At 67.6% G+C, this 12,629-nt stretch carries 13 protein-coding genes; 11 read left to right on the top strand and 2 right to left on the bottom strand.

The window, feature by feature from the left end; genetic code table 11:
• Genes AB0L60_RS33205 through AB0L60_RS33165 form a run of 9 tightly spaced genes read left to right on the top strand, consistent with a single transcriptional unit; the run spans position 1 to position 8,390 of the window.
• On the top strand, positions 1-1,056 hold the full coding sequence (locus AB0L60_RS33205; protein WP_364622225.1) for a 2Fe-2S iron-sulfur cluster binding domain-containing protein: 1,056 nt from the start codon (positions 1-3) through the stop codon (positions 1,054-1,056).
• Positions 1,057-1,106: 50 nt separating this feature from the next.
• Positions 1,107-1,982, top strand: a complete 876-nt coding sequence (locus AB0L60_RS33200) for a VOC family protein (protein ID WP_364622222.1) — start codon at positions 1,107-1,109, stop codon at positions 1,980-1,982.
• A 1-nt stretch (position 1,983) separates the two neighbouring features.
• The gene (locus AB0L60_RS33195; protein ID WP_364622219.1) at positions 1,984-3,279 is read left to right on the top strand and encodes an amidase; all 1,296 of its coding nucleotides are present in this window, start codon (positions 1,984-1,986) and stop codon (positions 3,277-3,279) included.
• Entirely contained in the window at positions 3,279-4,643 is a 1,365-nt protein-coding gene (locus AB0L60_RS33190) for an acetylornithine deacetylase (protein WP_364622216.1), read from the top strand. Before AB0L60_RS33195 ends, AB0L60_RS33190 begins: the two co-directional genes overlap by 1 nt.
• Positions 4,640-5,392 carry an aspartate/glutamate racemase family protein gene (locus AB0L60_RS33185; RefSeq protein WP_364622213.1) on the top strand — a complete coding sequence of 251 codons (753 nt, stop codon included), beginning with the start codon at positions 4,640-4,642 and terminating at the stop codon, positions 5,390-5,392. Before AB0L60_RS33190 ends, AB0L60_RS33185 begins: the two co-directional genes overlap by 4 nt.
• 28 nt (positions 5,393-5,420) lie before the next feature.
• Positions 5,421-6,275, top strand: a complete 855-nt coding sequence (locus AB0L60_RS33180) for an alpha/beta hydrolase (protein ID WP_364622211.1) — start codon at positions 5,421-5,423, stop codon at positions 6,273-6,275.
• On the top strand, positions 6,272-6,517 hold the full coding sequence (locus AB0L60_RS33175; RefSeq protein WP_364622208.1) for a hypothetical protein: 246 nt from the start codon (positions 6,272-6,274) through the stop codon (positions 6,515-6,517). The genes AB0L60_RS33180 and AB0L60_RS33175 overlap by 4 nt, the downstream gene beginning before the upstream one ends.
• Entirely contained in the window at positions 6,508-6,891 is a 384-nt protein-coding gene (locus tag AB0L60_RS33170) for a hypothetical protein (protein WP_364622206.1), read from the top strand. The genes AB0L60_RS33175 and AB0L60_RS33170 overlap by 10 nt, the downstream gene beginning before the upstream one ends.
• A complete protein-coding gene (locus tag AB0L60_RS33165) occupies positions 6,888-8,390 on the top strand; it encodes an NAD(P)/FAD-dependent oxidoreductase (protein ID WP_364622203.1) in 1,503 nt (500 codons plus the stop codon). The genes AB0L60_RS33170 and AB0L60_RS33165 overlap by 4 nt, the downstream gene beginning before the upstream one ends.
• Before the next feature lie 81 nt (positions 8,391-8,471).
• On the opposite strand, the gene AB0L60_RS33160 is transcribed toward AB0L60_RS33165, so the two are convergent.
• Positions 8,472-8,939 carry an SRPBCC family protein gene (locus AB0L60_RS33160; protein WP_364622320.1) on the bottom strand — a complete coding sequence of 156 codons (468 nt, stop codon included), beginning with the start codon at positions 8,937-8,939 and terminating at the stop codon, positions 8,472-8,474.
• A complete protein-coding gene (gene adhE / locus AB0L60_RS33155) occupies positions 8,926-11,586 on the bottom strand; it encodes a bifunctional acetaldehyde-CoA/alcohol dehydrogenase (RefSeq protein ID WP_364622200.1) in 2,661 nt (886 codons plus the stop codon). The genes AB0L60_RS33160 and adhE overlap by 14 nt, the downstream gene beginning before the upstream one ends.
• Positions 11,587-11,952: 366 nt before the next feature.
• On the opposite strand from adhE, the gene AB0L60_RS33150 reads away from it, so the two are divergent.
• Both AB0L60_RS33150 and AB0L60_RS33145 read left to right on the top strand, forming a co-directional pair.
• On the top strand, positions 11,953-12,381 hold the full coding sequence (locus AB0L60_RS33150) for a nitroreductase family deazaflavin-dependent oxidoreductase (protein ID WP_364622317.1): 429 nt from the start codon (positions 11,953-11,955) through the stop codon (positions 12,379-12,381).
• Positions 12,381-12,569: a hypothetical protein gene (locus tag AB0L60_RS33145; protein WP_364622198.1), complete on the top strand. Its 189-nt coding sequence runs from the start codon at positions 12,381-12,383 to the stop codon at positions 12,567-12,569. Before AB0L60_RS33150 ends, AB0L60_RS33145 begins: the two co-directional genes overlap by 1 nt.
• Positions 12,570-12,629 lie beyond the last annotated feature (60 nt).

The raw sequence follows: 12,629 nt of genomic DNA, 5'->3' as shown, positions 1-12,629 counted from the left end.
ATGACCATCGCTCCGATCGACCCCGTGCCGGACACCGCCGTGGCGCCCGTAACCCACTGCGTGCGTTTGAAGTTCGCCGACACCACCAAGGAGATCCAGGTACCCGAGGGCATTTCCGTGCTCGACGCGGCGACTGCGGCCGGGACCCGGCTGGTCCATCAGTGCGGTATCGGCACCTGTGGCACATGTGTGGGACGGGTGTCGACCGGAGCGGTGTCGATGCCCGAGGGCCGCGTGTATCCGCTGCGCGGCGACGAGATCGCCGATGGCATGCGGCTGCTGTGCCAGGCGCACGCTCACGGCGACGCCGAGGTGGAACTGGACTATCCGGCTGCCATGCTCGACGACAACCCGGTGGTGCTCACCACCGTGAAGCTCACCGAGCTGAACTGGCTGGCCGATACCGTGGCCGAGCTGAAAGTCGCCGTACCCAAGTCGGTGTCGTTCTCCTTCCGGGCCGGGCAGTACGTCCGCCTGCGGGTGCCGGGCACCGACGAATGGCGCTCCTATTCCATGGCGTCGGGTGAGCGCAGCAAACGCCGCCTCGCCTTCACCATCAGGGTGCTACCGCAGGGCGCGATGTCGGAGTATCTGCGCGAGCGGGCGGCCGCGGGCGACGAACTCGCGATGGAGGGTCCGCTGGGCTCGTTCGGGCTGTCGGGACAGTCCGGGCCGATCCTGCTGCTGGCGGGCGGCACCGGGCTGGCTCCCATGCTGTCGATCCTCGAATCGCTGCAAACGGTCAGGGACCGCGCGCCCATCCGGCTGGTCTTCGGCTGCGCCCGGGAGCGGGACCTGTTCCATCTCGACGAGCTCGACGGTCGCCGCAGCTTCATGCCGAACCTGTCGGTGCGGGTCACCGTCGATGAACCCGTGGAGCGGACGGATCTGGTGTGCGGCAACCCCGTCGACGCGCTCACCGCCGACGATATCGCCCCCGACACCTCGGCCTACCTGTGCGGCCCGCCCGCCATGCTCGACGCCGCCCACGCTCGGCTGCAGGAACTCGGCCTGCCGCGCGAGCGCATTCACTCCGAGCAATTCCTTCCCAGCTGAACATCTTTCGCGGCCCCGGTTGCCGCAATCGCACGAATCGAGACATCACCATGAGTATCGCCCGCCTCGGCGCTCTCGCCGTCGACGTATCGGATATGGCGGCCTGGGAGCACCTGCTCGTCGACATCCTCGAACTCGATACCCGCCCGCGTGGCGCGGAAACCGATCCGCTCCTGGTGCGCCTGGACGATCGGCCGCATCGGCTCGCCCTGTATCCCGCGGCGCAGGACCGGATCCGCCGGGTCACCTGGGAGGTTGATTCGCCGGGCGAACTGCGCGAGCTGGCCGACGCGGTGGCCGCCGAGCGCATCGATATCGAGTGGACCCACGCAGACAGTGAGGATCCGCCGAATGCGGTGTCCGCCTTCCGTTTCCGTGATCGCGATGGTTTTCCGACCGAGATCTGCTGGGGACCGCTCACCGACCATCATCCCGTCCAGACCGGCGGTGTCATCAGTGGATTCGTCACCGGCGAGCTGGGTCTCGGGCATGTGGTGTACATGTGCAAGGACTATCCGGCGGCGGTGGACTTCTACACGCGGGTGTTCGGCTTCGAGCTCACCGACTACATCGCCTGGGACGGTGCGGACGCCACCTTCCTGCACTGCAATGCCCGCCACCACAGCCTGGCGCTGATGAACGAGTGCTTCGGCTTCCAGGGCGGCGATTTCAACCATCTCATGATCGAAACCGCCACCCTCGACGATGTCGGGCGCGCCTACGACCGGGTCAATGCCGCTGGGATCGGCCTGAAGATGACCCTGGGCCGGCACACCAACGACGGCGTCACCTCCTTCTACGTCAGCACCCCTTCGGGTTTCGGCATCGAGATCGGCTGGGGCGGCGACCTGGTGGGGGAGGACTGGTCGGTGCGCACCTACGGTTCACCGGCCCGCTGGGGACACGAAGTGCAGAAGGCGCGCTGAGATGGACATCGATCAGGCGGTCCGGCACGAGCTCGACGCCTGCGCGCCGGCCACCGCGGCGGTCGAACGCTATCTGGACCGGATCGACAAGCGCGACAGCGAGATCCGCGCGTGGGCGTTTCTGGACCCGGAGCTGATCCGGGCCCGCGCCCGCGAGCTCGACACCGAGCCGGGACATTCACCGCTGCACGGCATCCCGATCGGCGTGAAGGACATCATCGACACCGCGGACCAGCCGACCGGCTACGGTTCGCGGCTGTGGGCCGGGCACCGCCCTGGTCGCGACGCCGAGGTGATCCAGCGGCTGCGGCGCGCGGGAGCGCTCATCTTCGGCAAGACCACCACCACCGAATTCGCCACCTACCACCCGACATCCACCCGCAATCCCCACCACCTCGGGCACACCCCCGGCGGTTCGTCGAGCGGGTCGGCCGCGGCGGTCGCCGACGGTCAGGTGCCGATCGCGCTCGGCACCCAGACCGCCGGATCGGTGCTGCGGCCCGGCTCCTATTGCGGGGTGTTCACCCTCAAACCGACCTACGGCCGCTGGGCCTTCGACGGCGTCCTGCCGGTGGCACTGACCTTCGACACCCTCGGCGCGTTTGCGCGCCACCCGGTGTGGCTCGGTGCGGTCGACGATGCCGTCGCCGATCGCAGTGTCGACGAATCGCTGCCTGTCACAAGGGAACTTACAGTCGGCGTGCTACGGCCGCCGTGGGCGGATCGGGCCACTCCGGCTGCGGCCAGGCAGTTGGAGGAGTTCGCCGACGGGCTGCGCGCCCACGGTGTCGGCGTGGTCGACATCGTGGTGCCCCCGGAGCTGGCGGACCTCGACGCCGCGCACACGCTGATCATGGCGGCCGAGGCTGCCGCGGCCCTGGCTCAGCGCATCGATCGCCCGGGCGCGGACCGCATCAGCGACGAACTGGCGCGCTTCCTCACCCTGGGAGAACTCGCCACCGCGAGCGAGATCCAATGCGCGCGAACGGTGCTGCGCGCCGCGCGGCGCTTCGTGACCGAAGCCCATCGGCGCGTGGACGTGCTGCTGACCCTGGCCGCGACCGGCGAGGCCCCGGAGGGACTGACCAGCACCGGTGACCCGGTGTTCAACAAGCTCGCCAGCGTCGCCGGAACGCCCGCGATGGGGCTGCCCGTCGGCACGGGCGAACGGGGACTGCCCCTCGGGCTCCAGTTGATCGGCCCGCCCCACACCGATCACGCGCTGGTGCGCATTGCCACCTGCCTCACCGACCGCCTCGACCTGGCCCGGCGCTGCCCGCTTTCGGAGGAGTTGTGATGAATACGGCCATCACCCGCGAACAGGACCCCCACGGGACCGATAGCGTCCAGTCCGTACCGCTGGACGAGGAACGGCGCGCCATGTACGACGCCGTCTGTGAACGCCTGAACCCCAACCGTTTTCGCGACCTGCTGGTCTCGCTGGTGAACATCCACAGCCCCACCGGGCAGGAGCGGCGGGCAGCGGAATTCCTTGCCGGGTACCTGCGCAGCGAGGTCGGAATCGACGCCGCCTACCAGCCGATGAGCGAGCACACCGGCAATGTGCTCGGCGAGATCCGCGGCAACGGCGGCGGCAGCCGGCTGCTGCTGTACGCGCCTCTCGACACCCACATCGATCCCGAGGCCGACGTCCCCTGGGTGGGACCCGCACTGCGGCCGGACATGCTGCCCCAGGCTCGGGTCGAGGGCGATCTCGTCATCGGCCTGGGCGCCTCGAACCCGAAATGCATGGTGGCCGGGCTGATCGAGGTCGCGCACGCCGTGGCCGACGCGGGCATACCGCTCACCGGCGATCTCACGCTCGGCTTCGCCGGGGGCGGCATGCCGGTCACCATGAGCACCCGCGACCACACCGGAATGAGCAGCGGCGTCTTCCATCTGCTCACCCACGGCGCGATGCCCGATCACGCCATCGTGTTCAAGCCGTGGTGGGCGGTCTATCCCGAGGAACCCGGCATGTGCTGGTTCAAGGTGTCGGTGCGCGGCACCTTCGGCTACGCCGGAATCAGCAGGGGCACACCGGGTTTCCGGTCGTCGATCGTGCCTGGCGCCCGGGTGGTCCAGCACATCGAGGCGTGGCTGCCCGAATACACCGCGCGGAATACCTCCGGGTCCACCATTCCCGAGGGCTGGATCTCGGCCCTGCGGTCAGGAAACCCGGACAAGCCGGCCTTCCCCTCGGCGACCACCGAGATCTACCTCGATGTGCGAGTCAACCCGCGCACCACACCCGCCGAGGTCCGCCACCAGTTCGCCGACCTGATCGCTCGCATCCGCGCCGCGGAACAGGACATCGAACTGGACTGGGAGATGTACGGTTCTCTGCCCGGCGGCATGACCGACCCGGGCAACTGGATCGTCCAATCATGCCGCCGCGGTTGGGAAGAGGTGGAGGGCCGCGCCTACGAATCCACCCCGCTGCTGGGCGGGCAGACCGATGGCACGCTCATCCGCCGCCTCGGGGTGCCGTGCGCCCGCATTGGCTATCCATGGCCGCCCGCCGCCGCGCCCGCCGAACTCAACGAGGGGCTCGGCGGCATGGGGGTCGCCTCCGTATCCGACGTCATGACCGCGACCCGCGCCGTCGCGTACGCGGTGATCGACACCCTCACCCGCTCCCGAGAGGACCTCGCACTGTGACCCATCGTGTACTCAATATCGTGCCCGTCCCGGTACCGCCGGAAGCCCTCGACGCCTTCGCCGCCCAGATCCCGCCCGCGGTCGTGCATCCTGGCTTCGAGAACGTCTTCGTCTCCGCGCGCGCCGGCGGTACGACCCTCGACAGCGCCTACGAGACCACGCTCGCCGACGCCTTCGTACTCGACGCGGGTTGCCGTGCGGAGGAGCAGGGCTATGCCGCGGTGTGCGTGAATTCCATGAGCGATTCGGCACTGGCCGCGCTGCGTTCGCGGCTCAGCATCCCGGTGGTGGCCCCCAGCCAGGCGTCCATGCTGCTGGCCGCACTGCTGGGCAAGAAGTTCTCGGTCGTCACCATGTGGCCGCAGTGGCACGAGCTGTACCACAAGGCCGCCCGCGAGCACGGTCTCACCGCGCGGCTGGCATCGGTGCGCGATATCGGGGTGCCGCCCGATACCGCCGAACTCCTCGCCGGCAAGGAGGATTTCGTGTTCGCCGCGCTGGAACGCGAGGCGCGCGCGGCCATCGACGAGGACGGGGCGGATGTGATCCTGCTCGGGTCCACCACCATGCACCAGTCGCACGCTCACCTGGAGCGGGTCCTCGAGGTCCCCGTGATCAATCCCGGAGTCGTCGCCTACAAGATGTGCGAACTGCTGGTGCAGACCGGGCTGAGCCACAGCAAGCGGGCCTACCCGGCGCCTGCGCGGGTGCAGGACGAACTGCTGGCCGCCGTGGCGGTGGCCGGATGAATTCTCTTTGTCGCGAACGGAGTACACGATGACGACCACCAATCCCGAGATCGGCCTGAGCCTGCGCACGGGTTCTTTCGACACCAACTACCACGATGTGGGTGAAGGCAGCCCGGTGCTGCTGCTGCACGGTTCGGGCGCGGGCGTCTCCGCCTGGGCGAACTGGCGCGGGCTGATTCCCGTACTGTCCGAACGGTTCCGGGTGATCGCGCCGGACCTGGTCGGCTTCGGCTACACCTCGCTGCCGGAACCAGCCGAGTTCGCCATCTTCGACAGCTGGATCGACCAGATCCTGGCGCTGCTCGACGGTCTGGGCGTCGAGAAGACGCACGTGGTCGGTAATTCCTTCGGCGGCGGTCTCGCGCTTCACCTGGCCACCCGGCATCCCGAGCGGCTGGACCGCATCGTGCTCATGGGCGCGGGTGGAGTGAAGATGGCCTTCACCGACGAACTCGATCAGCTCTGGGGCTATACGCCGTCGGTGGCCAATATGAAGAAGATCATGGACATCATGGCCTTCGACCGGTCACTGGTGACCGACGAACTGGCCGAACTGCGCTACCGCGCCACGATCCGGCCGGGCGCGCAGGAAGCCTTCGAGCAGGTGTTCCCGCCGCCGCGGCAACGCTGGCTCGACGCCCAGATCGTCCCCGACGAACTGCTGGCCGCCATCGAGCACGAGGTGCTGATCCTGCACGGGCGCGAGGACCGCGTGGTGCCGCTGGACGCCTCGCTGCACATGTTCCGCACCATCCCGAACGCCCAGCTGCACGCCTTCGGCCGCTGCGGGCACTGGACCCAGATCGAGCATGCCCAGCGCTTCCAGCAGCTCGTCGACCAGTTCTTCCGGGAGGCCGGCTCCGCGATCGGAGCCGGCGTATGACCAGTGCCGCCGTGCTGGATTCGCCGATCAATGCCCTGGTCTGGCTGGCCAACACGCTCGGCACGGTCGGCGTCGCGGTGGAGCGGGGCGAGATCGTCATCCCCGGCTCCATGACCGCCGCACTCCCGGTGCGCCCCCGGCGACAGCTTCCACATCGAATTCGCCGGCCTGGGGACGCTGGCAACCCACTTCGCCGCCGAGTGAATCACACCGCGGCACAACAGGAGTCACCATGCCCATGATCACGGCCGCGATAGTCGGCCCAGGCAATATCGGCACCGAGGTACTGGCAACGGTCTTCGACAGGCTCGGCGTCAGGACCGGGGTCGACAAGGACGTCTTGCTGTCGGCCGCAGAGGAAGTCGTCAAGCCGCACATCACCCGGCTGCCGGTCATGGACCGGTCCTCGATCGTCCAGGGTTATGCCGGGGTGTACCCGAGTTTCCTGCTGCACGCCGAGCGCGCCGCGGCGCGCTACGGCGTGGCCTCGCACGAGATCCTCTACCGCATCGGCGCGAAGCGCTGTGTCGGCGGCCAGCAGGACATGACCATCGACATCGCCCTGGAACTATTGCGGGAGCAGGCCGCCGGCGAACTCGCGATGGAGGCCCGATGAGAATCGCGATCGTCGGCGCGGGGGTGGCCGGATTGTGCTCGGCCAAACTGCTACGCGAATTCGGCTACGACGTCACCGTTTTCGACCGCACACCGGATGTCGGCGGCGTGTGGAGCCGGACACGGCAGTATCCGGGCGTCACAACACAGAACAACAAGGGCACCTACGCGTTCTCGGATTTCCCGATGCCCCGGCATTATCCGCAGTTCCCCACCGGCGCGCAGGTGCAGGCCTACCTGGCCGACTATGCCTCGCGGTTCGCCTTGGCCGACTGCATCCGGCTGAATACCGAAGTGCTCACCGCCGACCTGGACGAATCCGCCGGGGTATGGACGCTGATCGCCAGGGATGTGGCGACCGACGTGGTGTCCTCGTCGGAGTTCGACCAGCTCATCGTCGCCAACGGTATCTTCTGCGACCCGTTCGTCCCCGAATACCCAGGCCTCGACGACTTCCGCACCGCGGGCGGGAGGGTCTGCGCGGCCTCGGAATTCAACGATCTCGCCGACGCGGTGGGCAAGGACATCGTGGTGGTCGGGTACGGCAAGTCGGCCTGCGATATCGCGGAGGCGCTGAGCGAGGTGGCCGAGTCGACGACCGTGGTCGCGCGCGAGGTCACCTGGAAGATGCCGCGCCGGCTCGCGGGTTTCCTCACCTACAAATACATCCTGCTCACCCGCCTGAGCGAGGCGTTGTTCGAGCACGTCGACCAGCGCGGCGCGGCCCGGTTCCTCACCGGGCCGGGACGGTTCGTGCGTACCGGTTTGCTGGGCGCAGTCGAGTGGATCACGCGGCGGCAGTTGATGTTCGACCGTCTCGGCCTGGTGCCGGAAGGCCGCTTCGAACGGATCGTCCGCCACGCGGTGAGCCTGGCCACCGAAGGGTTCTACGAGAAGATCCGCGACGGGGTCATCGACTTCCATCGCGGTGCGGTCATCACCGGGCTCTACGACAAGGACGGCCGGCCGACCGTGGCGCTGTCGGACGGTACCGTGCGCGCGGCCGATGTCGTGGTCTGCGCCACGGGATTCAAGCAGGAGACGCCGTTCCTCACCGAGGACATCCGGCATCGGGTGACCGACGCCGACGGCAACTTCCTGCTCTACCGCCAGATCCTGCCCCTGGACGTGCCGCGCCTGTTCTTCGTGGGCTACGGCTCCTCCCTGCTGAGCCCGCTCAGCGTCGAAGCGGCGGTGCTGTGGGTGATCAGCTATCTCGGCGACGGCGCCGTGCTTCCCGATCCGGCGGACCGCCGGGCGTTCACCGAACGCCGACTGGCCTGGATGATCGAGCGAACCGAAGGCAAACAGGCCAACGGCACGAACATCATCCCGTTCTCGGTGCGGCACATCGACGAGGTGCTCGACGAGGTGGGCATCAATCTCGGCCCCGCGGCCCGCCTACGCCAGTGGTTGCTGCCCGTCGATCCCGGAGCGTACCGCTCGGCGGTCCGCAAGCTGCACCGCCGACTGGGCGAAACCGGCAGACGCGGAAACTGACGAGTCTGCCCGACCACCGCGCCATCGCCAGGGCGTTCCACGGCGCGGCCGGCCACGGCCCCGGCGCGCACTTCATTCTGGTCATAGCGGCCGGTCTCGCCGAGATCCACCGCTCAATTCAATCCTCTGCTGCAAACCGGTCAGTGTGCTGTCCACCAATCCTTTGATGACTCTGCTGCGGATGAAGCCGGGCAGCGGCAGGTTGTGACGAATGGTCAGCTGATAGGTGACGGAGGTGGTGTCCGGCGTGATTTCGTCGAGCTGGTAATGGCCTTCCTGACCGGTCTGCAACCGCCCCTGCACCATGGACCAACTCATGCCGTCGTCACGGTGACGGTATCTGAGGGTGTAGCTGTCGGTGCCGACCGGCGCGGATGCCGTGAACCGGGCGGTCACCGGCAATCCGGTCTGCTCATCGATCTCGAGTACCTCTGCTTGGCGGATCTCGGGGATCCACTCCGGCTGGCTGTTCAGGTCGCGGATCGTCGCGAGCACCGTCGCCCGCGGCGCCTGGACCCGCACGGTCCTGGTGGCGCTATCGGTCGGCATGGTCACCGTCCCCGTAGTAACCGAGGCGAAGCAGCGTGGTGATCTCACTGAGCAGCGGCATCCGCGGGTTGGTGCGATTGCTCAGGTCCTGGAATGCGGTCATCGCCAATTCCGGTAGGGCCGCGAGGAATTCGTCCTCGGGAATGCCGATCTCCCGAAGTGTGCGCGGCATTTCGAGCCGGTCGAGCAGGTCTTGCACACCCTGGAAGAGCCGGCGGCGGCTTTCTCCGGGTTCGTGCCCGCCGAAGACGATCCGCCCGAGTTCGGCGTACTTCTCGGGGGCGACATAGGCCGAGTAGCCAGGAGCGGGCATGAACTTCGTCGGCAGGCCGGCGTTGTAGCGCAGGGTGTGCGGCAGGAAGACGCCGTTCGCACGGCCGTGGGCGATGCCGAACCGGGCGCCGACAGCGTGGGCGAGAGCATGATTGGTGCCGACGAAGGCATTGGAGAACGCCAGGCCGGCCAGCGTGGCGGCATTGGCCATATCTGTGCGGGCGCGCAGATCCCGGGGATCGTCGCAGGCTCGGGGAAGCGCCTCGAAGATCAGCCGCGCCGCCTGCACACAGAACGCATCGGTATAGGGCGAGGCGAAGACCGAGGCCAGGGCCTCGAGGGCGTGGGTGAGGGCGTCTATACCGGTGTCGGCGGTCAGGGTCCGCGGCATCGAGACGGTGAGCAGCGGATCCACGATCGCCATATCGGGCACCAGGGAATAGTCGACCAATGTTTCCTTACGGTCTTCCAAGGTCAGCACCGCTGCGGGAGAGACCTCCGATCCGGTGCCCGCGGTGGTCGGCACCGCCACCAGTCGCACCGTGTGCGGATCCTGCGGGTAGTCGGCCATGCGCTTGCGTGGATCGAGGAAGGGCAAAGTGAGTTCGGACAGATCCTTCTCAGGGTGCTCGTAGAACAGGCGGATCGCCTTGGCCGCGTCGATCACGGATCCGCCGCCCACGGCGATGAGCACGTCGGGCTGGTATGCCTCGAGCAACTCGACGCCGCGCCGGACGGTGGCCTCGCCCGGCTCCGGCTCGACCTCGCTGAAAATCTTGATGTGCCGCGCGCGCAGTTTGCCGCGGAATTCGTCCACCACCCCGCGCTGTTCGCTCAGCGCGTCGGTGATGATGAGGACGCTGTCGCACTCGATATTCAGCAGGTTCTCGAGCGCCCCCGCATTGAAGAACGTGTTCGACGGGACGCGGAACCACTGGGGCGGGCTGCGCCGATACGAGACCGTCTTGATGTTGAGCAACTGCATGTAGTTGACGTTCTCCGTGGTGCTCGAACCGCCCCACGTGCCGCAGCCGAGGGAGAAGGTCGGGGTGAGGTTGTTGTAGATCCCGCCGAGGGCCCCGACCGCCGTGGGCGCGTTGACCAGGATCCGCCCGGTGCGCACAGCCAGGCTGTAGGCGTCGACGACAGCCTTGTCGTTGGCGTAGATCGCGGAGGTATGCCCGAGGCCCCCCTGCTCGGTGACGAGGACCGCGGCATCGATGGCGTGCTGGACATCGCGGGCGCGCACCAGCCCGAGAACCGGCATCAGCTTCTCGCGCACCAGCGGATGTGTGTCGAGCCGGTCGAGTTCGGCCGGCAGCGGCGCGAGGAGAATCTTGACCGATGGGTCCACGGCGAATCCGGCCCGGGCGGCCAGGTCGGGTGCCTGGCGGCCGAGAGCGTCGAGGTTGGCCGTCTCGCCGCAGCCGAACGCGAATTCCGCGAGGGCATCGGACTGCTCCTCGGTGAGCAGGTGCGCGCCCATCCGCTCGAATTCGGCGACGGTGGCGTCATAGATCGCATCGTCGACGATGCAGGTCTGCTCGGCAGGGCAGATCACCGATGCGTCGAAAGTCTTCGAGATCAAAATATCGACGACGGCGGCCTTGATGTCGGCCGTGCGATGCAGGTAGATGGGCGCGTTGCCGGGACCGACACTCAGCGCGGGCTTTCCGGCCGCGTTGGCCAGGGCGACGATCTTCCGGCCACCGGTCACCCAGATGAAGTCGACCCCCGGATGCCCGAACAGATAGTGGGTCACCTCGTGGGCGGCGTCGGGAATCACCTGCAACGCGCCTGCGGGTAAACCCACCGCCTCCCCGGCTCGCCGAAGGATCTCGACAGTGCGTTCACACGACCGCACGGCGACGGGCGACGGCCGGAAGAGGATCGCGTTGCGCGTCTTGGCGGCCACGATCGCCTTGTACAGCACGGTGGACGTCGGATTGGTGACCGGGGTGATCGCCAACACCACTCCGATCGGATCGGCGACGCGAACGATGCTGCGCTCGGCGTCCTCCTCGATAACGCCCACCGACTTCTTGTCGCGCAGATAGTCGTAGAGGAACTCGGTGGCAACGTAGTTCTTGACGACCTTGTCCTCGAACACGCCGAAACCGGTCTCCTCGATAGCCACCCGCGCCAGCTCGGGCGCCGCCCTGATCCCGGCGCGGGCCATTGCCTCGACAATCGCATCGACCTGTTGTTGATCGAGTTCGCGAAACGCCTTCGCCGCGGCGCTCGCCGTGTCGACCATTGCGTCCACCTCGGCGAACCGGGCCGGGCTGCGATCGGCCACAGCCGTGTCGGCAGTGGCTGCGTCGCTGCTGTGATCGACGGCCCGAGCTTCGGTACCGGTCCGGATGTCGGTCATGAGATCTTCTCGAATCGGAGATTCTCGGTTTCGAAGGCACTCATCGGCGACAGTACTCGCGCCGGCCGGCGTTGACTGAGGTCTTTGTGCCCTGCCATAGGCCCTGTTCGGCCTCCGACGGGACGGGCGCCGACTGCCGGGCCGGAAGCAGTCGATGGGCTCTTCGGTACTCATCCGCGACAGCGAACCACGGTGGTGAGCGGACTGGCCTCGATGATCGGCGCCATCATCGCGGCATCGCCCGGCCGTGAGGGCCTCGCTGGGCGATGCGCTGTTCGCGCCCACCACGGTCAAACGTCCAAACGGCCGTGCGGTCGGGGGCGATCGGCCCTGGGCTGCGGACCTGCGCTGCGCGAAACTGACGGTATGGCCGACACTCCGGCACCGGCTCCTCGGGCGGCATCGGCGCGTGATGCAGTGCGCGTGTTCAACAAGTACGTGACCAATCCGGTCATGATGCGGCTGGCCGGCCGCAGGCACTGGTATGCGTCGGTGATCCGGCACACCGGCCGACGGACCGGGAAGCCCTATGCCACTCCGGTCGTCGCCGAACCGGTCGCCGAGGGGTTCCTCATCCCGCTTCCCTATGGGACCCATGTGGATTGGCTGCGTAATCTGCAGTACTCCGGCACCGCAACGATCCAGTACCAAGGCCGCGTCTACGCCGTCGGTTCACCCGAGATTGTCGATGCCGCCGCGGCGGCGCAGCAGCTGTCGGCCCGGCGCCGGCGCCAGTTCCGTCGATTCGGCATCGACCGGTTCGTCTGCGTGCAACGCGCCGACGGCGACTCATAATGGCCTCCAGCAAGCTCGTGTGGCGCCCCGAGTGGGACAAGGGCATCTTCACCACCACCCCGGCCGGCCGGTTCCTGTTCTACGTCATCGCCGCGATGGACAAGATGATCGCGGACCTGATCGGCGAGGGCACTGGGCGCCCCCGAGGGACTTGTTGGCCCCGCTCACCGCTTGCGTCCAGACACTGAAAACTTCTCCATTTGGAGAAAACATGAGATACGCTGTGCGCACAGGACGCAACGGTCGGC

The organism is Nocardia sp. NPDC051981 (assembly GCF_040680715.1).
Classification (GTDB): domain Bacteria; phylum Actinomycetota; class Actinomycetes; order Mycobacteriales; family Mycobacteriaceae; genus Nocardia.
Note: the sequence above shows the minus strand (reverse complement) of the source record. Positions and strands in the feature narration are given on the sequence as shown.